Below are 23,081 nucleotides of genomic sequence, written 5' to 3'. Positions count from 1 at the left end.
ACCCTATGTGGCAAAGCTACCTGAATGGTTTGCTGGTCGCCCTCGGCCTGATCATGGCCATCGGCACCCAGAATGCCTTTGTCTTGGCGCAAAGCCTGCGCCGTGAACATCATTTACCCGTGGCAGCGCTGTGTGTGGTGTGCGATGCGCTGCTGGTGGCCGCCGGGGTGTTCGGCCTGGCGACAGTGCTGGCGCAGAGCCCGATACTGCTGGCGATCGCACGCTGGGGCGGCGCGGCTTTCCTGATCTGGTACGGGGCCTGCGCACTCCGCCGGGCCTGTTCGAAACAGAGCCTGGACCAGGGCGGCAACCTGCAGGTGCGCTCGCTGCGCGCGGTGCTGCTGAGCGCGCTGGCCGTCACCCTGCTCAACCCTCACGTGTACCTGGACACCGTGTTGCTGATCGGCTCGCTCGGCGCCCAACAAACCGAACCCGGCGCCTACGTCGCCGGCGCGGCCAGTGCGTCGCTGCTGTGGTTCGCAACCCTGGCGCTCGGCGCGGCGTGGCTGGCCCCCTGGCTGGCACGCCCGGCCACCTGGCGCCTGCTGGACCTGTTGGTGGCGGTGATGATGTTCAGCGTGGCCTATCAATTGATCAGTGCCTGAGGAATATTCCAAAACGCTCTGGAACCTCTATCCCACACAGTTGTTGCGTGGTTTTGCCACAACCCCGGTGCTATGATCCTGACCCTGCGCCGCAAAGAGTACAAACTCCCCGGCGCTTGTTTGGCCGCCCGTGATCGGCCTTGCGCTCACCGCAACTGACCTGATTAGGAGATTTATCATGGCTTTCGAATTGCCGCCGCTGCCCTACGCACACGATGCCCTGCAGCCGCACATCTCCAAGGAAACCTTGGAATACCACCACGACAAGCACCACAACACCTATGTCGTGAACCTGAACAACCTGGTGCCAGGCACCGAGTTCGAAGGCAAGACCCTGGAAGAGATCGTCAAATCCTCTTCGGGCGGTATCTTCAACAACGCTGCCCAGGTCTGGAACCACACCTTCTACTGGAACTGCCTGGCGCCAAACGCTGGCGGCCAACCCACCGGCGCGCTGGCTGAAGCCATCAACGCTGCGTTCGGTTCGTTCGACAAGTTCAAGGAAGAGTTCACCAAGACCTCCGTCGGCACCTTCGGCTCCGGTTGGGGCTGGCTGGTGAAAAAGGCTGACGGTTCCCTGGCCCTGGCCAGCACCATCGGCGCCGGCAACCCGCTGACCAGCGGCGACACCCCGCTGCTGACCTGCGACGTCTGGGAACACGCCTACTACATCGACTACCGCAACGTGCGTCCAAAGTATGTGGAAGCGTTCTGGAACCTGGTCAACTGGAAGTTCGTGGCTGAGCAGTTCGAAGGCAAGACCTTCACTGCCTAAGCAACGCTTGCAGTAAAAAAAGCCCGGCGAATCAGGCTGTGTGAAAACCTAGCAATCTGCCGCCCGGTTTAAGAAAATGCCTGTATCGCAAGATACGGGCATTTTTCTTATGCGCTATATCCAAGGTGAAGACCGTACTCAAGGCGCTCTGTTTCCAGTCTCACTGGACGAAAGTGCGGTCGACGCGAAACACCGCCTGATCGTGCATCACGAAGTAACCCAGGAAGGTACTGATAACCGTCAGCTTGAGCCGATGGCGGCCAGTTCCAGGCGTGTGAAGATGCTGGTATCACCCCCTTTGTCCCGCCCAATCGAGCTGTAAATACCCAGGGTGGTGAAGAGCAAAATCTTGATCGCACACTTTTCAGTTACGACGAGGAAAGTGATAGCTACCACTGCCCCAACGGCACGGTACTCACGCTTAAAGCGCTCAACAAAGGCGACCGGAAATGGCACTTGCGATACAGGCGTACAACCTGAAACGAGCCATAAACGTGCTGGGTGTGCAAAAGATGATGGGGTTGATGGGCTGAAAAGCCCTTTTTCATTATCCGAAACCTAAAAAGCAAATGCCCCGATAAGTCGGGGCATTTGCTTTTGACCGGCGCAGGCTGCGTTTTCAGACAGCCTGGAATGCCGGTTTTTTTGCGCAACATGCAACATATAGTCATTCAGGCTCAGGAACTCAGCCATTGTCATTTGCCACGTATTCAGTGAGACGAATTGAGGTCTCTTACCTGTCGGAGAAATAACAATGACTATTGGTGCACTGGCACAACTTCCCGTAGTGGGTGATCTGGTGAAAACAGGACTTCCTGTGGTTGGCGACATAGTCAAAGCGGTCGCGCCGCTGCTGCAACCCTTTGCCGATGCCCTGGCTAAACAGATTGCCGGCAAAGAGGAAGAGCCCCCAAGCAAAACCATTGAGCTCCCCATGGAGAAAGGCGCAGGAAAAATAGCCATCAGCTTCAAGCAATAAGCACTGACTGAGTTAAAGAAGAAACCAAGGGGTGGCGGGAGCGCCTCTCTCCGCCCCCCCTGATGACATAGGATCGAAACGTACAGATACGCCCAGTCAGAACCGGATTTGCGGTTGTTTGCTGACACCGCTTCCTGCCAAATCGATTGCACCGCCCACCATGTCCCTCGCGGCATCCGTAGCCACTTTTGCTGCCTGACCTGCAACGGAGAGAACCACGGGGGCCACGGCGGCGGCGACGGGTGCCAGTGCTGCGGCGGCTATTGCTACGCTCATAAGTAAATACTCCGATATTCAATGAAAGGCACATTCCTCTCCCGCCCTGAGTGGGCATTTCCAAGGAGAGGGTTCCATGTCTCATGACCTTTTTGCGGCTGACCCAATGTCCCTTTGACTGCCAACCCCAGATTGCCAATACTCATGGCATATTGAAGGCCACCCGCATGAGACAAGGAATGCCCCTTTGAAGCTGGAACTCAAAAACAGCTTGTCGGTGAAGTTGCTACGGGTTGTGCTGCTGTCGGCATTGATCGTGGGCGTCGTGCTGAGCGTGGCGCAGATCGTGTTCGATGCCTACAAGACACGCCAGGCCGTAGCCGGTGATGCCCAGCGCATCCTCGACATGTTTCGCGACCCCTCGACCCAGGCCGTCTACAGCCTGGACCGCGAGATGGGCATGCAAGTGATTGAGGGCCTGTTCCAGGATGACGCGGTGCGCATGGCGTCCATCGGCCACCCCAACGAAACCATGCTGGCGGAAAAAAGCCGTGCCTTGCAGCAAGCGCCCAGCCGCTGGTTGACTGACCTGATTCTCGGCCGGGAACGCACCTTCACCACGGCGCTGGTGGGCAAAGGCCCCTACAGCGAGTATTACGGCGACCTGAGCATCACCCTCGACACCGCGACTTATGGCCAGGGCTTTATCGTCAACTCGGTGATCATCTTCATTTCCGGGGTGTTGCGTGCCCTGGCCATGGGCCTGGTGCTGTACCTGGTCTATCACTGGCTGCTGACCAAGCCGCTGTCACGGATTATCGAGCACCTGACGTCGATCAACCCGGACCGGCCCAGCGAACACAAGATCCCGCAGCTCAAGGGCCACGAGCGCAACGAGTTGGGGCTGTGGATCAACACCGCCAACCAATTGCTCGAATCCATCGAACGTAACACCCATTTGCGTCATGAGGCCGAAAGCAGCCTGTTGCGCATGGCCCAGTACGACTTCCTGACCGGCCTGCCGAACCGCCAGAAACTGCAGGAGCAACTGGACAAGATCCTCATCGACGCCGGCCGTCGACAACGGCGCGTAGCGGTATTGTGCGTGGGGCTGGATGACTTCAAGAGCGTCAACGAACAGTTCACCTACCAGGCCGGTGACAAATTGTTGCTGGCCTTGGCCGACCGATTGCGTGCCCACAGCGGCCGCCTCGGCGCACTCGCCCGATTGGGCGGCGACCAGTTCGCCCTGGTACAGGCCGATATCGACCAGCCTTACGAGGCCGCCGAACTGGCACAAAGCATTCTGGACGACCTGGAGGCGGAGTTCGCTCTCGACCACGAAGGCATCCGCCTGCGCGCCACCATCGGCATCACCCTGTTCCCGGAAGACGGCGACAGCACCGAAAAGCTGCTGCAAAAAGCCGAACAGACCATGACCCTGGCCAAGACCCGTTCGCGCAACCGCTATCAGTTCTACATCGCCAGCGTCGACAGCGAAATGCGCCGCCGCCGCGAGCTGGAAAAAGACCTGCGCGAAGCCCTCAGCCGCGACCAGTTCCACCTGGTGTACCAACCGCAGATCAGCTACCGCGATCACCGCGTGGTCGGTGTGGAGGCGCTGATCCGCTGGCAGCATCCAGAGCATGGCCTGGTACCGCCGGACCTGTTTATCCCGCTCGCTGAGCAGAACGGCACCATTATTCCGATTGGCGAATGGGTGCTGGACCAGGCCTGCCGGCAATTGCGCGAATGGCACGACCTGGGCTTCACCGACCTGCGCATGGCGGTCAACTTGTCCACCGTGCAACTGCACCACACCGAACTGCCACGGGTGGTCAATAACCTGATGCAGATCTACCGCCTGCCGCCGCGCAGCCTGGAACTGGAAGTCACCGAAACCGGCCTGATGGAAGACATCAGCACCGCAGCCCAGCATCTGCTGAGCCTGCGTCGCTCCGGGGCGTTGATTGCCATCGATGACTTTGGCACCGGTTACTCATCCCTCAGCTACTTGAAAAGCCTGCCCCTGGACAAGATCAAGATCGACAAGAGCTTCGTCCAGGACCTGCTGGACGATGACGACGATGCCACCATCGTGCGCGCGATCATCCAACTGGGCAAAAGCCTGGGCATGCAGGTGATCGCCGAAGGCGTGGAAACCGCTGAGCAGGAGGCCTATATCATCTCCGAGGGCTGCCATGAGGGTCAGGGTTACCACTACAGCAAACCCTTGCAGGCCAGGGAGTTGGCGGCATTTCTGAAGCAGTCGGAGCGTAACAACGCCGTCATTCTTTGACCGGCCAAAACGATACTGAATATTTCCCGCGTATAACTCTTTACACAAAATGCAAATCTTTCGCATTATGTCGCAGTTTTTGCGCTCCCCCCCGCGCGCCCCATCAACAACCGAAGCAGGATGTTCGCCATGATTCGTATGCCCCTGGCCACCGCCAGTCTGCTGGCCATTGCCATTTCTCTCGCCGGCTGTGGCGAAGGTAAAGACAAGGCCGCAGCGCCACAGGCGCCGACCCCGGCTGCCAGCACTACCGCTCCAGCGGCTGCCACCCCTGCCGGTCAGGTCGACGAAGCGGCCGCCAAGGCCGTGGTCGCGCATTACGCAGACATGGTATTTGCGGTCTACAGCGATGCCGAGTCCACCGCGAAAACCCTGCAGACCGCGATCGACGCGTTCCTCGCCAAGCCGAACGACGAAACCCTGAAAGCCGCACGTACCGCCTGGATCGCGGCCCGCGTCCCGTACCTGCAGAGCGAAGTGTTCCGCTTCGGCAACACCATCATCGACGACTGGGAAGGCCAGGTGAACGCATGGCCGCTGGACGAAGGCCTGATCGACTACGTCGACAAGTCCTACGAGCACGCCCTGGGTAACCCGGGCGCCACCGCCAATATCATTGCCAACACCCAGATCCAGGTCGGCGAAGACAAGGTCGACGTGAAGGACATCACGCCGGAAAAACTCGCCAGCCTCAATGAGCTGGGCGGTTCCGAAGCCAACGTCGCCACCGGCTACCACGCCATCGAATTCCTGCTGTGGGGCCAGGACCTGAACGGCACCGGCCCAGGCGCCGGCAACCGTCCGGCGTCGGACTACCTGACGGGCGACGGTGCCACCGGTGGCCACAACGAGCGCCGCCGCACTTACCTGCGTGCCGTGACCCAACTGCTGGTCAGCGATCTGGAAGAAATGGTCGGCAACTGGAAACCCAACGTCGAAGACAACTACCGCGCCACCCTGGAGGCAGAACCTGCCACCGACGGCCTGCGCAAAATGTTGTTCGGCATGGGCAGCCTGTCCCTGGGCGAACTGGCCGGTGAGCGCATGAAGGTGTCCCTGGAAGCCAACTCGCCGGAAGACGAACAGGACTGCTTCAGCGACAACACCCACAACTCGCACTTCTACGACGCCAAGGGCATCCGCAACGTCTACCTGGGCGAGTACACCCGCGTCGACGGCACCAAAATGACCGGCGCCAGCCTGTCGTCCCTGGTGGCCAAGGCCGACCCGGCTGCCGACACCGCCTTGAAAGCGGACCTGGCGGCGACCGAAGCGAAGATCCAGGTCATGGTGGACCACGCCAACAAGGGTGAGCACTACGACCAGTTGATCGCGGCCGGCAATGACGCGGGCAACCAGATCGTGCGCGACGCCATCGCCGCATTGGTCAAGCAGACTGGCTCGATCGAAGCGGCAGCGGGCAAGCTGGGTATCAGCGACCTGAACCCGGATAACGCTGATCACGAGTTCTGATCCAGGTGGGAGGGGGCTTGCTCCCGATAGCGGTGTGTCAGTGAAGCAGGTGTTTACTGACACATCGCCATCGGAGGCAAGCCCCCTCCCACATTTGACTGCATTGCCTCAAACCCCGGTTTACATGCCCCGCACCCCAGGTAGAATGGCGCCTCTGCCCTACCTCGAGCGAATTTCATGGCGTTGCCGACCCTGCGTATCATCGGTTTCATCATCGGCATCTTCCTGATCACCCTCGCGATCGCCATGGTCGTGCCCATGGCCACCCTGGTGATTTTCGAACGCACCAGCGACCTGCCTTCGTTCCTGTGGGCCAGCATGATCACCTTTCTCGCCGGCCTAGCCCTGGTGATTCCCGGTCGCCCCGAGCATGTGCACCTGCGCCCGCGGGACATGTACCTGCTGACCGTCAGCAGTTGGGTGGTGGTGTGTGTCTTCGCCGCGCTGCCCTTTCTGTTGACCCAGCACATCAGCTACACCGACTCGTTCTTCGAAAGCATGTCCGGCATCACCGCCACCGGCTCCACGGTGTTGAGCGGCCTGGACACCCTGTCGCCGGGCATCCTGATGTGGCGCTCGCTGCTGCACTGGCTCGGTGGTATCGGTTTTATCGGCATGGCGGTAGCGATCCTGCCGCTGCTGCGCATCGGTGGCATGCGCCTGTTCCAGACCGAGTCCTCGGACCGCTCGGAAAAAGTCATGCCCCGCTCGCACATGGTGGCGCGGCTGATCGTGGCGGCCTACGTGGGCATCACCATCCTTGGCAGCCTGGCGTTCTGGTGGGCGGGCATGGGCCTGTTCGATGCAATCAACCACGCAATGTCGGCGATTTCCACCGGCGGTTTCTCCACCTCGGATGAGTCCCTGGCCCATTGGAAACAACCGGCGGTGCACTGGGTGGCGGTGGTGGTGATGATTCTCGGCAGCCTGCCGTTCACCCTGTATGTGGCCACGTTGCGCGGCAACCGCAAGGCACTGATCAAGGATCAGCAGGTACAAGGCTTGCTCGGTTTGCTGATCGTGACCTGGTTGGTGCTCGGTACCTGGTACTGGTGGACCACCAACCTGCATTGGCTCGATGCCCTGCGCCATGTGGCGTTGAACGTGACCTCGGTGGTCACCACCACCGGTTTCGCGTTGGGGGACTACAGCCTTTGGGGCAACTTCTCACTGATGCTGTTCTTCTACCTGGGGTTTATCGGTGGTTGTTCGGGCTCGACAGCCGGCGGGATCAAGATCTTCCGATTCCAGGTCGCCTACATCCTGCTCAAAGCCAACTTGAACCAGCTGATTCACCCGCGCGCGGTGATCAAGCAGAAGTACAACGGCCATCGTCTGGACGAAGAGATCGTGCGTTCGATCCTGACGTTTTCGTTTTTCTTCGCCATCACCATCTGCGCCATCGCCCTCGCTTTGTCGCTGCTGGGCCTGGACTGGATGACCGCCTTGACCGGCGCCGCCAGCACGGTGTCCGGTGTCGGCCCGGGCCTGGGGGAAACCATCGGCCCGGCGGGCAACTTCGCCAGCCTGCCGGATGCGGCCAAATGGATCCTGTCATTGGGCATGCTGCTCGGTCGACTGGAGATCATTACGGTCTTTGTTCTGTGTATTCCGGCTTTTTGGCGTCACTGACAACCGAGGTTTCCAACAACCGCGTCCGGTATTCACCGGGCGTGGCATCGAACCAGCGACGAAACGCACGGAAGAAGTTGCTCGGGTCGGCAAAACCCAACAGGTAAGCGATTTCCAGTAAGGTCATGCTCGGCTGTGCCAGGTATTGCTCGGCGAGTTCGCGTCGGGTGTCGTCGAGCAGGGTCTGGAAGCTGGTGCCCTCCTCTTGTAGCCGCCGCTGCAAGGTGCGCTGGGACAGGTGCAACGTCTGCGCCACCACTTCACGCTTGGGCTCGCCCTGGGGCAACAGCCGGCACAGCACTTGCCGCGCCTTGTGGGTCACGCGGCTTTCCGAGAAACGTGCCAGGTATTCACCGGCAAATCGATCATGCAACAGCGCCATGGCCTCGTTGGCCGTGGGCAGCGGCGCTTCCATGTCGGCCCGCTCGAAAATCAACGCGTCGTAGGGCGCGTTGAACTCCAGGGGTGCGTGGAAGGCTTGTTTGTACGGGCCAAGGTCCGCCGGCTGATCACCTTGCAGCACCACCTTGCGTGGCTGCAGGGTGCGGCCGGTGAGCCAGCCACACAGCGCCAGGGCACTGGCCAGCGAGGCTTCGGCGCTTTGCCGGGTCGGCGGCAGGTGATCCCCGTGCACCGTCAGAATCAGCGCATACCCTTCGGGGATCAGTCGGAAACTCAGGTCGGCACTTTCAGCGATGATGCGCTGGTAACGCACCAAGCGCATAAAACCCTCGGCGAGGGTGTTGCTGGACATCAGCGCATAGCCGGCCACATGAAACGACGCCGGGCGCACCACCTTGCCCATGTTCAGACCGATCGCCGGATTGCCCGACAGCTCCACCGCGCGCTGCCACAGGCGGGTCATGCAATCCTGTGGAAACCGCGCATCGGGGTCATTCAGGGCGGCGTAGTCCAGGCCCAACTGCCTGAACAAGGCGCGGCAATCCAGGCCGTCCATTTCCAGTGCCTTGACTATCCCCATCGCCCAGCTTGCAGAAGTTGTTCGTTCGCTCATGGCGTCTTCTTAATAAAGCAGGCTCAAACGACAGCCAGGAAGCCAAGGATACTAAAGTGGCATCTATTGTCACTGGCTGTTACTACTGATCACTCTAGACTCAAATAAGCTCCCCGCCGAACATCTGTTGGGCGGCATAACAATCAAAGGGCCAGCCACTGTGGAAAACGTCAAGCGATTCAATAGCTTTGCTGAGTTCTACCCCTATTACCTGGCCGAGCACGCCAACAGTACCTGCCGGCGCCTGCATTTCATCGGTACCACGCTGGTAATCGGCATTCTGGCGTATGCCATCGGCCGCGGTTCGTTGGGTTTGCTGGTGGCGTTGCCGATTGCCGGCTACAGCTTTGCCTGGGTCGGCCACTTCTTCTTCGAAAAGAACCGCCCGGCGACCTTTCAGCACCCGTTTTACAGCCTTTTGGGGGACTTTGTGATGTACCGCGACATGATTCTGGGCAAGGTGCCGTTCTAGGCGAACGACCGTTTAAACGATGAAAGTTCCTGCATCCGGCGACATAAAAATCTTTTTGTCATTTGCGGTGCTGTATCCTGCCAAGGCTTTTTGAGAGCGCGGAATCACCTGCGATTGAAAAAACAGACCTTGCGAGGAGCGACGACGATGCACGAGATACCTAATCTCCCCTTCCCAAGCCTGCACCCTACAGAGCAGCCAACACCGCAGCAGGCCAGCGATAAACAGCCTGAGGCCAAAAAAGAAGCCAAACCAGTCGACAGCAAAAGCCAGGACTGACGCCGTACCAGACCGTGTGGAAAGCGCAACGTTAAGCGCTTTCCACACTGCCTGAATGAATCGAGGCCCCGCCATGACCGATACCCTCCCCGACAACCCGGACACCGCTGTACTCGACGCTGCCCTGCAGATGGTCGAGGTGTGGAACCGCCTCAGCGTGGAGAAACAGGCCGTACTGCTCAAGCGTTTCGGCACCCAGGAAAACGCGCTGGCCGCCCTGGTCACCACCCAACTGCTAGCCCCTGCGCGCGCCTGAGGTCTTTTTGATCCGAGGTTTTTGTGTTTTAGCGCCCTGCGCGAAGCAAACCACCGGTATCATTAGCAACCTATCTTTACCTGCTGCGACAGTGGACCCCTCCCATGCTCGATACCCAGCGCCCCATGGCGGTCACGCTGCAAGTTGTTTCCATCGTCCTGTTCACCTTCATCGGCTACCTGAATATCGGCATCCCCCTGGCCGTGTTGCCGGGCTATGTCCACAGTGAGCTGGGCTACGGCGCGGTGATTGCCGGCCTGGTGATCAGCGTGCAATACCTGGCTACCCTGCTGAGCCGCCCGTACGCGGGCAAGATCATCGACAACCTGGGCAGCAAGCGCGCCGTGCTGATCGGCCTGGCCGGCTGCGGCCTGAGCGGCGTGTTCATGCTGCTCGCTGCGTGGTTCTCCAGCCTGCCGGCCTTGAGCCTGAGCAGCCTGTTGATCGGCCGCCTGGTGCTGGGCAGCGCGGAAAGCCTGGTGGGCTCGGGCGCCATCGGCTGGGGCATCGGCCGGGTCGGCGCGCAGAACACCGCCAAGGTCATCTCCTGGAACGGCATCGCCAGCTACGGCGCACTGGCGGTCGGTGCACCGTTGGGCGTCGTGCTGGTGAAGAGTTTCGGGCTGTGGAGCATGGGGGTCAGCATCATCCTGCTGGCCATCGTCGGCCTGCTGTTGGCCTGGAACAAGGTCGCCGCACCGATCGTGGCCGGCGTGCGCCTGCCCTTCATGAATGTGCTGGGCCGGGTATTGCCCCACGGCTGCGCGCTGGCGCTGGGCTCGATTGGATTTGGCACCATCGCGACCTTCATCACCCTGTACTACACCACCCAGCACTGGGATAACGCGGTGTGGGCCTTGAGCCTGTTCGGCGCCAGCTTTATCGGTGCACGGCTGCTGTTCGGCAACCTGATCAACCGGATCGGCGGGTTTCGCGTGGCGATTGCCTGCCTGTCGGTGGAGATCCTCGGCCTGCTGTTGCTGTGGCTCGCCCCGGATGCCAGCCTGGCCCTGGCCGGCGCGGCGTTGAGCGGGTTTGGCTTCTCCCTGGTGTTTCCCGCCTTGGGCGTCGAAGCCGTCAACTTGGTACCGGCGTCCAGCCGAGGCTCGGCGGTGGGGGCTTACTCGCTGTTTATCGACCTGTCGCTGGGCATCACCGGCCCGCTCGCCGGGGCCGTGGCGGCAGGCTTCGGCTTTGCGTCGATCTTCCTGTTCGCCGCCCTCGCCGCCGTGGGTGGCTTGCTGCTCAGTGTTTACCTGTACCGACAAGCGCCAAAAGCCCGTGAGGCACGCGGCGACTAAAAGTCGACCTTGCCACGCCCGGCCTTGATGCTGCCGTGCTTGGTCTTGGATTCGAGGCGACGCTTTTTCGAGCCCAGGGTCGGTTTGGTCGGGCGGCGCTTCTTCTCCACCTTGGTCGCACTGAGGATCAACTCCACCAGGCGCTCCAGCGCATCCGCGCGGTTCTGCTCCTGGGTCCGGTATTGCTGGGCCTTGAGCACCAGCACGCCCTCACTGGTAATCCGACTGTCGCGCAGCGCCAGCAAACGCTCCTTGTAGAACGCCGGCAGCGACGACGCCGGGATATCAAAGCGCAGGTGCACCGCACTCGACACCTTGTTGACGTTCTGCCCACCGGCGCCCTGTGCGCGAATGGCGGTCAGCTCGATCTCGGTGTCGGGCAGGTGGACGTTGTTGGAAATTACCAGCATGAGCGGCAGCTACCTCGAATGGAGAAGCTCAAGGATACGCGAATGCGCACTCCCTCCGTCCTCTAAGCAGCAAACCCGGCACACGGCCGGGTTTGCTTGATCACGGATTACGCTTACTTAACTGCGGGCACTGCCGCGTCCAAGGCTTGCTGCGCACGACGCTTGTTCTTGATCCAGTAACACACCGCCATAAACGCCACCCACACCGGTATCGCATACACCGACACCTGGATGCCCGGAATCATCAGCATGATCACCAGGATAAACACCACGAACGCCAGGCACACGAAGTTGCCGTAGGGGTACCACAATGCCTTGAACAACGGCACCTGGCCGGTGCGGTTCATGTGCTGGCGGAACTTGAAGTGCGAGAAGCTGATCATCGCCCAGTTGATCACCAGCGTAGCCACCACCAGGGACATCAGCAGTTCCAGCGCGTGCTGCGGGATCAGGTAGTTCATCAGCACCGCCACCAGGGTGATCGCCGCCGAGGCGAGGATGGAACGCACCGGCACGCCGCGTTTGTCGATCCTGGCCAATGCCTTGGGCGCATCGCCCTGCTCGGCCATGCCCAGCAACATGCGGCTGTTGCAGTAAGTGCCGCTGTTGTACACCGACAGCGCCGCTGTCAGGACCACAAAGTTGAGAATATGCGCGGCAGTGTTACTGCCGAGCATCGAGAACACCTGCACGAATGGGCTGCCGCTGTAGGCGTCACCCGAGGCGTTGAGGGTCTCCAGCAGGCTGTCCCACGGCGTCAACGACAACAGCACAACCAGGGCGCCGATGTAGAAAATCAGGATGCGGTAGATCACCTGGTTGATCGCCTTCGGGATCACGGTGCGCGGTTTGTCCGCCTCGGCAGCGGTGAAGCCGAGCATTTCCAGGCCGCCGAAGGAGAACATGATGATCGCCATGGCCATCACCAATCCGCCGACGCCGTGAGGGAAGAAGCCGCCGTGTTCCCACAGGTTGGTCACCGAGGCCTGTGGCCCGCCACTGCCGCTGACCAGCAGGTAGCTGCCCAATGCGATCATGCCGACGATGGCCACCACCTTGATGATGGCGAACCAGAACTCGGCTTCACCGAACACTTTGACGTTGGCCAGGTTGATCAGGTTGATCAGCACGAAGAACGCCGCGGCCGAGACCCAGGTCGGAATCTCCGGCCACCAGTAGTGCACGTATTTGCCGACGGCGGTCAGTTCCGACATGCCCACCAGTATGTACAAAATCCAGCAGTTCCACCCCGACAGGAAGCCGGCGAAACCGCCCCAGTACTTGTGGGCAAAGTGGCTGAAGGAACCGGCGACCGGCTCTTCGACGATCATTTCGCCAAGCTGGCGCATGATCATGAAGGCAATGAAGCCGCAGATGGCATAACCCAGAATCATCGACGGCCCGGCGGATTTGAGCACCCCGGCCGAGCCGAGGAACAGGCCGGTACCGATGGCGCCACCGAGGGCGATCAGCTGGATATGCCGGTTTTTCAGGCCGCGTTTCAGCTCGCCTGAAGAGGAATGGGGTCCACTCATGAAAAGGGTCTCACGCAAGGTTTGAGAATTTTGACTGCAGGTTGCTGCGTTGAATCAACGACTCAAGCAGCGCCGCTCAAACCCCAGCGCAGGCACCAGGAGTACAGCGTCTTTCTTACGGTCATGCGTCACCTGTTTGTTTTTATCTGTGACGAAATCGAACCCGTCCGGCTCATGGCCAGGCGGAGTGATCAGGGTGGGTGAACCCTGAGGTCTTGTCCTTTTGCGTGGTTACGCAAGGGGGTCACAGTAAAACGCGGCGGATTGTACACCGCTCGACAGCTTGGAGGCGCCCGCGAAAAGCGAGTGCGACGATCTGTCAGGTAATTCTTACAGGGCAAAAAAGGTCAATGATGCCGACATTTACTCGTAAATTAATCGTTACAGCACGGAAAATTAACGTTACAGCCATGATCTTCATAAAAATTGACGGTAGGAAGATTCTGACCCAGCAGTCGCTTCAGCCGCCTGTATTTACTCAAGAAAAAATCAAATGGGAAAAACAGAACAAAATATCCAAATGAAACCGTGTCAATAAAAATTTTGCATTTTGAAACACTCTCTCCTAGGTTCATCCCACTTGCTGACGAAGCCCGTTGGCAAGCCGTTCTCAAACACCGTCCTCTAGGAGATACACCATGCAAGCACTGGAAAACGACCTGGAAACCGAACTGCAACTCGACGACTGGTTTGAAGCACCGACCCATGACGCCGCCGTTGAGATGATGCAAGCCGATGCCGTTGTGCCATTTGGCACCGCGATGTGGCCCTTCTAAAACCGGCACGCTCCCGGCAGGTGCCGCGCTCGGCACCTGCTCCCTTACCCAAGGCACAGAAGGATGTACGTCATGGACAAGGCCCGCGCCGTCGAACACTTTCTCTACTACCTCGCGCACCATCCGGCCCTCAGTGGCTTGAGCCGCCCCACCGTGCTGCTGGGCCATACCGAGCGCTACGACGCCATCGCCCAGGCGATCACCCAGGGCAGCGCCGCGCGTTTCAACTTCCAGGTGCAGCGCCTGGACCTCGCCGCCAGCGACACCCTGGCCACTGCCATCGAAGCCTGCGACCTGTACCTGTTTCTCTACGATTCCTCCACCCTGCCCAACCCACGCTCCGAAGGCCCGGACTTCATCCGTGCCCTGCAGGGCGTGATGGCCGAGCACTGGAAAAAATCCCTGCTGTTCAAGGATTACGGCGACTATTTCTACGACACCTTCAGCGTCGAGCCGCAGCGCATCGCCGACCTCAACGCCACGCTGATTCGGCGCATGTCCCAGGCCAACGTGCTGAGCTTTACCGACAAACATGGCTCGCGGCTGGAAGCGCCAATGAGCAGTATCAAGAAGTGGACCAATATCAACGGCGTCGGCAACCACGACCTGGCGCCGGGTGAGATCGCCACCCACAGCGAAGCGATCAATGGCCAGGTGCGGTTTGTCGGCACCTTTCTCAGCACCATCCCGTTCGCACGCAAATACGGCGTGCTGGAGTCACCGCTGGAGCTGTGGATCGAGAACTCGACCATCTGCAGCGTGGCCAGTGAAGTGCCGGGGTTGGCCGATGATTTCAACAAGTACCTGAATGCCAATCCGTCGAACCGGCGTGTGGAAGAGTTGGGGATTGGTACCAATGAAGGGGTGAAGGACCTGTATGCGCGCAACGCCGGGTTCGAGGAGCGCCATTGCGGGTTGCACCTGGGACTGGGAGGTGGGCAGAAAGGCAGCCATCACCTGGACTTGATCTTTGCCAGTGGGGTGTTGGCGCTGGATGACAAGCCGGTGTTTGACGGGGCCTTTGCGTTCTGAGCAAAGCTTTAACTAACACTGAAAATCTGAATGTGGGAGGGGGCTTGCCCCCGATGGCAGTCGGTCAGTTGATGTATGTGGTGGCTGCCATACCGCTATCGGGGGCAAGCCCCCTCCCACAGTTGAATGCATTTCAAATTCAGATAAAAAAAAACGCCAACCCGAGGGTTGGCGTTTTTTATGCGGCGATCAAATCACTGCGGCTTCTTGCGACCAAAACCAGGACGCTGGCCGGAACCGGCCGGTGCGCCACGGCGCTTGCCAGACGGCTCGTCCGCGACCAGTTTCGGGCCAGGGCGCTTGTTCGCCGCCGGTCTGGCTGGACGCTTGGTGCTGGCGTTGTCGGCTGGGCGATCCGCTTCACCTCGGTTGCTGCGACCACCGGCCGGGGCCGGACGCGGTGCACGCGGCGCACGCTCGCCTTCCTGACGCGACGGCGCGGTTGGGCGGCGTTCACCTTCGATCTGCGGCTCTCGGGAGATACGACCGCCAGTCGCCGGTGCATTCAACGCAGGTCGCAGGGTGCGGGCAACACGCTCGGTGCGCGCCACCGGGCGCGACGATTTACGCTGCATCCGCTCAAGCTTGTCTTTGCTCTTGGCGTTCATCTGCGGCATCGCCACCGGCGTCAGGCCGACTTCGGCGCTGAGGATGTCGACTTCGTACTGGCTCATTTCGCGCCAGCGGCCCATCGGCAGGTCGGAGTTGAGGAACACCGGACCGAAACGCACGCGCTTCAGGCGGCTGACCACCAGGCCCTGGGATTCCCACAGGCGACGCACTTCACGGTTACGGCCTTCCATCACCACGCAGTGGTACCAGTGGTTGAAACCTTCGCCACCCGGTGCCTGCTTGATGTCGGTGAACTTGGCCGGGCCGTCTTCCAGCACCACGCCCGCCTTGAGGCGCTCGATCATCTCGTCATCGACTTCGCCGCGTACGCGCACGGCGTACTCGCGGTCCATCTCGTAGGACGGGTGCATCAGGCGGTTGGCCAGCTCACCGTCAGTGGTGAACATCAGCAAGCCGGTGGTGTTGATGTCCAGACGACCGATGTTGATCCAGCGGCCTTCTTTGGGCTTGGGCATCTTGTCGAACACGGTCGGACGGCCTTCCGGGTCGTCACGGGTGCAGATCTCGCCATCGGGTTTGTTGTACATGATCACGCGGCGCACCGATTCGGCGGCCTCTTCACGCTTGATGACCTTGCCATCGATGGTGATTGCGTCGTGCAGGTCGACGCGCTGGCCGAGGGTAGCCTCGACGCCGTTGACCTTGATGCGCTTCTGGGTGATCCAGGCTTCGACGTCGCGGCGCGAGCCCACGCCGATACGCGCCAGCACCTTTTGCAGTTTTTCGCCTGCTGGGCCGATTTCCTGGCTGTCGTTCTGGTCTTTGTCGTTCATCTTAAGCACCTCCCGGTGGGTCGATTCAGGCATGGCCTGAAGAGTGTTGAAAGCGGGGCTTTGGCCGAATAGCTCGGCAAAGGGTCGCGAATCATACGCGCATGGCGCGCGTTGCGCATCAGAGACTAGTCGATTAGTGGCCGGTCGTCGGTTTTTCCGCCGACCGGTGAGCCATGTGGGGTCCGGGTCAATCTTCGAACTGGCGGCGCTCGGCCTCAATGGCTTCAGCCAGGGCCCGGGCTTCGTCTTCTTCGTCGCTCAACGGCGGCTGTTCGAGGGCGGCGACGGCGGCCAGGAGTTTTTCGCGGGCTTCAGCGACGCCGAGGATGTCTTCTTCAGGGTCGGGTTCCGGCTCGGGGTCAACGGTTTCCTGGCGTTCTGCCTCAGTCGCACCGTCACGCAACAAGTCATCAAAGTCGGTCTTGATGCCCTGCTCCATGTCGTCCAGTTCCAGCAGCAAGGTATGGAAACTGGTTTCGTCCTTCGGCTCTTCCGGCTCTGCTGTCGCATCGGCGAGCTCTTGCAGGCTGGCCGGCACCGGGGCATCGTCGAAGTCGAGCACCGGCTCCGCTTCCATCTCGCGCAATTCGGCCAGCGGCGGCAAGTCGTCGAGGTTTTTCAGGTTGAAATGGTCGAGGAACACCTTGGTGGTGGCAAACATCGCCGGTTTGCCGGGCACGTCACGATAACCGACGATGCGGATCCACTCGCGCTCCAGCAGCGTCTTGACGATGTGGCTGTTGACCGCCACGCCCCGCACGTCCTCGATCTCGCCCCGGGTGATGGGCTGGCGATAGGCGATCAGCGCCATGGTCTCCAGCATCGCCCGCGAGTAGCGCTGGGGGCGCTCTTCCCACAGGCGGCCCACCCAAGGGGAAAATTTCTCACGAATCTGCAGGCGATAACCCGACGCCACCTCGCGCAGTTCGAACGCACGACCGTCGCAGGACTTGCGCAGAATCTCCAGCGCCTTCTTGAACACTGGCGGTTCGGGGCGTTCGGCTTCTTCAAAGAGTTCGAACAAGCGTTCCAGGGATTGCGGTTTGCCCGACGCCAGTAGGAAAGCTTCCAGCAGCGGTGCCAGTTCGCGGGGTTCAGTCAGATTCATCGATTCAGCTCGTTATTCGGCTCGCGCCCGCACGTGGATAGCCGCAAAAGGCTCATTCTGGACCAGCTCGACCAGGGACTCCTTGACCAGTTCGAGGATCGCCATAAATGTCACTACCACTCCCAGGCGCCCTTCTTCGGCGGTGAACAGCTCGACAAACGGCACAAAACCGCCGCCCTTGAGGCGCTCCAGTACGTCGCTCATGCGCTCGCGGGTGGACAGCGCCTCGCGGCTGACCTGGTGACTTTCAAACATATCGCCGCGGCGCAGTACCTCGGCCATGGACATCAGCAATTCTTCCAGGCTCACGTCCGGCAACAGTTTGCGCGCACGGGCCTCGGGGGCATCCAGCTTGGGCACCACCACGTCGCGGCCCACCCGGCTCAGGCCATCGATGCCTTCGGCGGCGGCCTTGAAGCGTTCGTACTCCTGCAGGCGGCGGATCAGTTCGGCGCGCGGGTCATCTTCTTCGGCTTCCACCGTCTCCGAGCGCGGCAGCAGCATGCGCGACTTGATCTCGGCGAGCATGGCAGCCATCACCAGGTACTCGGCGGCCAGCTCCAGACGCACCGACTGCATCAACTCCACATAGCCCATGTACTGACGGGTGATCTCCGCCACCGGGATGTCGAGGATGTTGATGTTCTGCTTGCGGATCAGGTACAGCAGCAAGTCCAGCGGGCCTTCGAACGCCTCAAGGAAGACTTCCAGCGCGTCCGGCGGAATGTACAGGTCCAGAGGCATTTCCATGACCGCCTGGCCATACACCATGGCAAACGGCAGTTCCTGCTGGGCCCCCGCCTGGCTGTCGACGGTTTCCACGGCCGACATTCAGGCCTCGACCATGAACGGAGCCGGATCGCCGCAACCCACGCGGATCACTTCGGGTTCGCCGTCGGCCAAGTTGATCACGGTGGAGGCCTTGTTGCCGCCGTAGCCGCCGTCGATGATCAGGTCGACGTGCTTTTCCAACAGCCGGCGCATTTCGTAAGGATCGTACAGCGGCTCGTCTTCACCCGGCATGATCAACGACACGCTCATCAACGGCTCACCCAGCTCTTCGAGGAGCGCCAGGGCAATGGGGTGCTCTGGCACCCGCAGGCCGATGGTGCGCTTCTTGGGGTGCAGCAGCAGGCGCGGCACTTCGCGGGTAGCGTTGAGAATAAAGGTGTAGGGCCCCGGCGTGTGCGCCTTGAGCAGGCGGAAGGTGCCGGTGTCGACCTTGGCAAACAGCCCCAACTGGGACAGGTCGCTGCAGATCAGCGCGAAGTTGTGCTTGTCGTCCAGCTGACGCAGGCGTCTTACCCGCTCGACCGCACCCTTGTCGCCGATCTGGCAACCGATGGCGTAGGACGAGTCGGTGGGGTAGATCACCACGCCGCCGGCGCGGATGATCTCGACGGCCTGTTTGATCAGGCGCGCCTGGGGGTTTTCCGGATGAATCTGGAAGAATTGACTCACGTGTTCTACCTGTTCAGACGGTGGCAATAATGGGGTCATGCTTGAATCGCCCCCACAAGAGCGGCAAATCTTCCGGGACGGGGCGATACTCGCCGATCTCGGACCAGCCGCCTGGGCCATGAAAATCACTGCCGGCGCTGACCAGCAGACCAAATTCGCGGGCAAGAATCGCCAGGCTGCCGACCTGTTCGGCGGGTTGATGCCCGTTGACCACCTCGATTGCGTGGCCGCCCGCTCCAATATAGTCGGCAATCAGCTTGCGGCGCTTGCTGCGGGTGAAATCGTAGTGCCAGGGATGGGCCAGGCTGACCCAGGCCCCGGAGGTGCGCAGGGTCTCGACGGTGTCTTCCAGGGTCGGCCAGTGTTGCTTCACATCCCCCAACTTGCCGGCGCCCAGCCATTTGCGGAACGCTTCGGCGCGGTCCTTTACAAAACCTTCACGTACCATCCAGTCGGCAAAGTGCGGCCGGGCCGGTGCGTTACCGCTGTCACCCAGTTCCTGCTGGATGGCGCGGGCGCCGTCCAGGGCACCGGACATACCTTTAAGGCCGAGTTTGCGGCTTATTTCTTCGGACCGCAGCCAGCGGCCATCGTGCAGTTGGGCGATGGCTTCAACCAAAGGCGGGGCGTTTTGATCAAAACCGTAGCCGAGCACATGAATGGTGGCGCCGCCCCAGGTGCAGGACAATTCCACACCGTTGACCAACTGCATGCCCAAGGCATGCGCGGCTTCCCGGGCTTCGTCGAGGCCTTCGAGGGTGTCGTGGTCGGTCAACGCCAGGACTCGCACGCCTTTTTCAAACGCACGCGCAACCAGTACCGCGGGCGCCAGGGCGCCGTCGGAGGCCGTGCTGTGGCAGTGCAAATCAACATTCACGGGGATCTGTAACCTCAAGTCAGCTGGCGCTTTCGCTACCAAGGATGTTTGTTATTATGCCGCCACATCCAGCTTCTGGCTCTTACTGTGAAACAATTCATCGACTTCATCCCGCTGTTGCTGTTTTTCATCGTTACCAAGCTCGACCCCAGGGTCATCGAAATCGCCGGTCATGCGTTCTCGTTCGGGGGCATCTACAGCGCCACCGCCGTGCTGATCATCAGCTCTATCGTCGTCTACGGCGCCATTTTCATCTCCCAGCGCAAGCTGGAAAAAAGCCAATGGCTCACCCTGGTCGCATGCCTGGTATTCGGCGGCCTGACCCTGGCGTTCCACAGCGAAACCTTCCTCAAATGGAAAGCACCGGTGGTGAACTGGCTGTTCGCCCTGGTCTTTATCGGCAGCCACTTCATCGGTGACCGTCTGCTGATCAAGCGGATCATGGGCCATGCGCTGACCCTGCCGGATCCGGTGTGGACACGCTTGAACGTTGCGTGGATCGTGTTCTTCCTGTTCTGCGGCGCCGCCAACCTGTTCGTGGCCTTTACCTTCCAGGACTACTGGGTCGACTTCAAGGTCTTCGGCAGCCTGGCCATGACCGTGCTGTTCCTGGTCGGCCAGGGTATCTATCTGTCGCGCCACCTGCATGACGTCGCCCCTACCACTCCGAAAACCGAGGATTGACATGCTCTACGCCATCATTGCCACCGACGTTGCCGACTCGCTGGAAAAACGCCTGAGCGTGCGCCCGGCCCATGTCGAGCGCCTCAAGCAGCTGCAGGCCGAAGGCCGTATCGTGCTGGCGGGTCCACACCCTGCGGTAGACAGCAACGACCCAGGCGACGCCGGGTTCACCGGTAGCCTGATCGTCGCCGAGTTTGCCTCCCTGGCCTTGGCCCAGGCCTGGGCCAAGGCTGATCCTTATGTAGCTGCCGGCGTTTACGCCGACGTCGTGATCAAGCCGTTCAAGCAAGTCCTGCCTTGATCACGGCCACGCCGAACCTAATCGGTTCGGCGCGCTCCTAATTGCTCATTATTCTCGGTAACCTGCCGACAACGTTCTGAATATTCGTGTGGAATCAGGAGTTCCGATGCGCTTACGTCAGTTGTGTCTGTTGGCAGTGGTAATGATCGGGGCTACGGCCCACGCTGAAGAAACCTCGAACACCGGCAGTTCCACGCCTCTGTCCTTGAGTGCCGGCGCCCAGATCACCGAGTTGCAGCAGCGGTTGAAAGAAAGCGAACGCCAGCGTGAAGAATTGAGCAAGCAACTGCAAAACGTAGAGGCTACCCGCGAAAGCGCCCAACTGAGTCGCCTTCGCCAAGAGAACCAACGCCTGGCCCAGCAACTCAAAGAAACACAGGGCGGCGCCTTGACCCGATGGCTGACCGAGCAGCAACAATGGTTCGTCACCGGTGGGGCCGTCGCGCTGATCGCCTTGCTGTGCGGGATCTTCGCCAGCGGTGGGCACCGTCGCCGTCGACAATGGCTAAATTGAGTGAGTCATGAGCGAGCTGTTACTGATAGATGATGACCAGGAGCTCTGCGAGCTGCTGACCAGTTGGTTGAGCCAGGAAGGCTTCCAGGTGCGTGCCTGCCATGATGGCTTGAGCGCCCGCAAAGCCTTGGCCGACAGTGCCCCGGCCGCGGTGGTACTCGACGTGATGCTGCCCGACGGCAGCGGCCTGGAACTGCTCAAGCAATTGCGCAACGACCACCCGGAGCTGCCGGTGCTGATGCTCTCGGCACGCGGCGAACCGCTGGACCGCATCCTCGGCCTGGAACTGGGCGCCGACGATTACCTGGCCAAGCCCTGCGACCCACGCGAGCTTACCGCCCGGCTGCGCGCCGTGCTGCGCCGCAGCCACCCGGCCGCCGTGTCCACCCAGCTCGAATTGGGCGACCTGTGTTTCAGCCCGGTGCGCGGCGTGGTCAGCATCGATGAACAGGAATTTTCCCTCACCGTCTCCGAAAGCCGCCTGCTTGAAGCCTTGCTGCGCCAGCCCGGCGAGCCGCTGGACAAACAGGAACTGGCGCAGATCGCCCTGGGTCGCAAGTTGACCCTTTACGATCGCAGCCTGGACATGCACGTGAGCAACCTGCGCAAAAAAATCGGCCCGCACCCGGACGGACGGCCACGCATCGTGGCGTTGCGCAGTCGGGGTTACTACTACAGCCTGTAAAAACACGCGGGTTCCGTTCTGATGCAACAGGCCCAGCTGGCAGGCTGGGCTTGTTGTTCAAGGGGTTTTCATCGCGTCGGTCGTCGCCTTGATGATCGCTTTCGCCGCTTCGACACTGATGGGCAGCGGTGCCTGCAAATCATCTGGATCTGACTTGGGCCGGTGGTGGAAATACCGTAGCAGCGCGATCAACAGCAGGGTCGGGACGGTTGAGAGGGCCACGATGATGGGAATATCACCCGTACTGTGCGGGCGCACGGCGCTGAAAAAATACCAGGCGCCGGCTGAGACCCGGATGTTTCCCAAAAAGACGAAGCCCAACAGCGCAATGTAAAACAACAAGATCAAGACGACGGTGACGGTCGTCAGTCGCTTCTCCCACCTGAAGCGCCAGGACTCTCTTCTCAGATAGTCGCTGATCAGGCCAGGATTATCAGCCTCGCCTCCCGCCAGGTCGTCGCTGGTATCAATCATAAAAGCCCAATCGCCTTCAGCCTGAATTCCATTGCTGCCGTCGACACACCAAAAGCACTGGCCAGCTTTACGATGTCTGTGACGCGCTGCTCAAGCACCATATGTTTCACCAGCGCGGCCGGCATCAACAGAGCAGCGGCAAATCGATTGGCTGCGATCTCTTTCGGGTCCCTGGACTTGGCACTGAACTGCTCGGAAGTATCTCGAGGTGCGTCCAGGTCTCCGTGCACATGGTGACCAATCTCGTGCGCAATGGTGAAACGCTGCCTTACCGGCGCATCCATGAAGTTGTAAGTAATCAGCGGAGCGCCGTCCCGGAAGGAGTAATGGCCGCTTTCATTCGGTCGCCAGGTATCCGGTTCAAAAGGTGCAAGCGCCTTCACCTCGATAGCCATTGCCTCGGCAATGGCTATCGGGTTCACCGGCAACCGACCATTCCAGTGGGCACGCAGGACGTCGTCTGCAGTTCGGTACTCCATGCGGCCTCCTTAATAGATGGCGGGAACGGTAGTTTGA

25 protein-coding genes and 1 pseudogene are annotated in these 23,081 nt (G+C 60.6%); 16 read left to right on the top strand and 10 right to left on the bottom strand.

The features are described 5' to 3' along the window. Positions 1 to 5 precede the first annotated feature (5 nt). From BM017_RS18520 to BM017_RS18485, 7 genes and pseudogenes are all read left to right on the top strand, one after another. A complete protein-coding gene (locus BM017_RS18520; RefSeq protein ID WP_092246970.1) occupies positions 6 to 605 on the top strand; it encodes a LysE/ArgO family amino acid transporter in 600 nt (199 codons plus the stop codon). Between the two features lie 178 nt (positions 606 to 783). Next, on the top strand, positions 784 to 1,380 hold the full coding sequence (locus BM017_RS18515; RefSeq protein WP_003212997.1) for a superoxide dismutase: 597 nt from the start codon (positions 784 to 786) through the stop codon (positions 1,378 to 1,380). Between the two features lie 169 nt (positions 1,381 to 1,549). After that, positions 1,550 to 1,827, top strand: a pseudogene (locus tag BM017_RS18510) (IS5/IS1182 family transposase); the annotation flags it as partial. A gap of 307 nt (positions 1,828 to 2,134) precedes the next feature. Then, complete coding sequence (locus BM017_RS18505) at positions 2,135 to 2,359, top strand: hypothetical protein (protein ID WP_092246967.1); 225 nt, start codon at positions 2,135 to 2,137, stop codon at positions 2,357 to 2,359. Positions 2,360 to 2,822: 463 nt separating this feature from the next. Then, entirely contained in the window at positions 2,823 to 4,874 is a 2,052-nt protein-coding gene (locus BM017_RS18495; RefSeq protein WP_092246961.1) for a putative bifunctional diguanylate cyclase/phosphodiesterase, read from the top strand. Between the two features lie 129 nt (positions 4,875 to 5,003). After that, the gene (locus tag BM017_RS18490; RefSeq protein ID WP_071489432.1) at positions 5,004 to 6,347 is read left to right on the top strand and encodes an imelysin family protein; all 1,344 of its coding nucleotides are present in this window, start codon (positions 5,004 to 5,006) and stop codon (positions 6,345 to 6,347) included. Between the two features lie 177 nt (positions 6,348 to 6,524). Beyond that, positions 6,525 to 7,979: a TrkH family potassium uptake protein gene (locus tag BM017_RS18485; protein ID WP_071489431.1), complete on the top strand. Its 1,455-nt coding sequence runs from the start codon at positions 6,525 to 6,527 to the stop codon at positions 7,977 to 7,979. On the opposite strand, the gene BM017_RS18480 is transcribed toward BM017_RS18485, so the two are convergent. Then, positions 7,936 to 8,994 (bottom strand): AraC family transcriptional regulator, encoded by a 1,059-nt coding sequence (locus BM017_RS18480; protein ID WP_071489430.1) that lies wholly within the window; start codon positions 8,992 to 8,994, stop codon positions 7,936 to 7,938. The two genes, BM017_RS18485 and BM017_RS18480, sit on opposite strands and share 44 nt — an antisense overlap. A gap of 160 nt (positions 8,995 to 9,154) precedes the next feature. Between BM017_RS18480 and BM017_RS18475 the strand changes: the two genes are divergently transcribed. From BM017_RS18475 to BM017_RS18465, 3 genes are all read left to right on the top strand, one after another. Then, entirely contained in the window at positions 9,155 to 9,466 is a 312-nt protein-coding gene (locus BM017_RS18475; protein ID WP_092246957.1) for an Mpo1-like protein, read from the top strand. Positions 9,467 to 9,818: 352 nt separating this feature from the next. Next, positions 9,819 to 10,001 (top strand): hypothetical protein, encoded by a 183-nt coding sequence (locus BM017_RS18470; RefSeq protein ID WP_092246954.1) that lies wholly within the window; start codon positions 9,819 to 9,821, stop codon positions 9,999 to 10,001. 104 nt (positions 10,002 to 10,105) lie between these two features. Further along, entirely contained in the window at positions 10,106 to 11,302 is a 1,197-nt protein-coding gene (locus BM017_RS18465; RefSeq protein WP_092246951.1) for an MFS transporter, read from the top strand. Here the strand turns inward: BM017_RS18465 and arfB are convergent. Beyond that, positions 11,299 to 11,712, bottom strand: a complete 414-nt coding sequence (gene arfB, locus BM017_RS18460; RefSeq protein ID WP_092246948.1) for an alternative ribosome rescue aminoacyl-tRNA hydrolase ArfB — start codon at positions 11,710 to 11,712, stop codon at positions 11,299 to 11,301. The two genes, BM017_RS18465 and arfB, sit on opposite strands and share 4 nt — an antisense overlap. Positions 11,713 to 11,825: 113 nt before the next feature. Beyond that, entirely contained in the window at positions 11,826 to 13,247 is a 1,422-nt protein-coding gene (locus BM017_RS18455) for an amino acid permease (protein WP_092246945.1), read from the bottom strand. Positions 13,248 to 13,885: 638 nt separating this feature from the next. Between BM017_RS18455 and BM017_RS29155 the strand changes: the two genes are divergently transcribed. Beyond that, the gene (locus tag BM017_RS29155) at positions 13,886 to 14,023 is read left to right on the top strand and encodes a hypothetical protein (RefSeq protein WP_163034543.1); all 138 of its coding nucleotides are present in this window, start codon (positions 13,886 to 13,888) and stop codon (positions 14,021 to 14,023) included. A 72-nt stretch (positions 14,024 to 14,095) separates the two neighbouring features. After that, on the top strand, positions 14,096 to 15,055 hold the full coding sequence (locus BM017_RS18450) for a CgnE/CgnB domain-containing protein (protein ID WP_092246942.1): 960 nt from the start codon (positions 14,096 to 14,098) through the stop codon (positions 15,053 to 15,055). A gap of 194 nt (positions 15,056 to 15,249) precedes the next feature. Here the strand turns inward: BM017_RS18450 and rluB are convergent, their stop codons facing one another. The 5 genes from rluB to BM017_RS18425 form a co-directional block, all read right to left on the bottom strand. Beyond that, the gene (rluB, locus tag BM017_RS18445) at positions 15,250 to 16,461 is read right to left on the bottom strand and encodes a 23S rRNA pseudouridine(2605) synthase RluB (RefSeq protein WP_092246939.1); all 1,212 of its coding nucleotides are present in this window, start codon (positions 16,459 to 16,461) and stop codon (positions 15,250 to 15,252) included. Positions 16,462 to 16,648: 187 nt separating this feature from the next. Continuing rightward, positions 16,649 to 17,569 (bottom strand): SMC-Scp complex subunit ScpB, encoded by a 921-nt coding sequence (scpB, locus tag BM017_RS18440; protein WP_092246935.1) that lies wholly within the window; start codon positions 17,567 to 17,569, stop codon positions 16,649 to 16,651. Between the two features lie 12 nt (positions 17,570 to 17,581). Beyond that, on the bottom strand, positions 17,582 to 18,280 hold the full coding sequence (locus tag BM017_RS18435) for a segregation and condensation protein A (protein WP_164365898.1): 699 nt from the start codon (positions 18,278 to 18,280) through the stop codon (positions 17,582 to 17,584). Between the two features lie 120 nt (positions 18,281 to 18,400). Further along, positions 18,401 to 19,030 carry an L-threonylcarbamoyladenylate synthase gene (locus BM017_RS18430; protein WP_016975422.1) on the bottom strand — a complete coding sequence of 210 codons (630 nt, stop codon included), beginning with the start codon at positions 19,028 to 19,030 and terminating at the stop codon, positions 18,401 to 18,403. Between the two features lie 13 nt (positions 19,031 to 19,043). Beyond that, positions 19,044 to 19,907, bottom strand: a complete 864-nt coding sequence (locus BM017_RS18425; protein WP_092246932.1) for a PHP domain-containing protein — start codon at positions 19,905 to 19,907, stop codon at positions 19,044 to 19,046. 87 nt (positions 19,908 to 19,994) lie between these two features. Between BM017_RS18425 and BM017_RS18420 the strand changes: the two genes are divergently transcribed. The 4 genes from BM017_RS18420 (at position 19,995) to BM017_RS18405 (ending at position 22,091) form a co-directional block, all read left to right on the top strand. After that, positions 19,995 to 20,591: a septation protein A gene (locus BM017_RS18420; protein ID WP_071489418.1), complete on the top strand. Its 597-nt coding sequence runs from the start codon at positions 19,995 to 19,997 to the stop codon at positions 20,589 to 20,591. Position 20,592: 1 nt separating this feature from the next. Further along, positions 20,593 to 20,892, top strand: a complete 300-nt coding sequence (locus BM017_RS18415; RefSeq protein ID WP_092246929.1) for a YciI family protein — start codon at positions 20,593 to 20,595, stop codon at positions 20,890 to 20,892. Between the two features lie 106 nt (positions 20,893 to 20,998). After that, positions 20,999 to 21,406, top strand: coding sequence for an SH3 domain-containing protein (locus tag BM017_RS18410; protein WP_092246926.1), 408 nt, complete (start codon positions 20,999 to 21,001; stop codon positions 21,404 to 21,406). 7 nt (positions 21,407 to 21,413) lie between these two features. After that, positions 21,414 to 22,091 (top strand): response regulator transcription factor, encoded by a 678-nt coding sequence (locus tag BM017_RS18405; protein WP_071489415.1) that lies wholly within the window; start codon positions 21,414 to 21,416, stop codon positions 22,089 to 22,091. A 57-nt stretch (positions 22,092 to 22,148) separates the two neighbouring features. Here BM017_RS18405 and BM017_RS18400 read toward each other — a convergent pair whose 3' ends face one another. Together BM017_RS18400 and BM017_RS18395 are read right to left on the bottom strand one after the other, a co-directional pair. Then, positions 22,149 to 22,565 (bottom strand): hypothetical protein, encoded by a 417-nt coding sequence (locus tag BM017_RS18400; RefSeq protein ID WP_092246924.1) that lies wholly within the window; start codon positions 22,563 to 22,565, stop codon positions 22,149 to 22,151. Then, a complete protein-coding gene (locus BM017_RS18395; protein ID WP_092246921.1) occupies positions 22,562 to 23,044 on the bottom strand; it encodes an ImmA/IrrE family metallo-endopeptidase in 483 nt (160 codons plus the stop codon). The genes BM017_RS18400 and BM017_RS18395 overlap by 4 nt, the downstream gene beginning before the upstream one ends. Positions 23,045 to 23,081 lie beyond the last annotated feature (37 nt).

The sequence above is a fragment of the Pseudomonas sp. NFPP04 genome (assembly GCF_900113815.1).
Lineage (GTDB): Bacteria > Pseudomonadota > Gammaproteobacteria > Pseudomonadales > Pseudomonadaceae > Aquipseudomonas > Aquipseudomonas extremorientalis.
The sequence above is the reverse complement of the archived record's forward strand: the minus strand, read 5'-3'. Positions and strand labels throughout refer to the sequence as shown.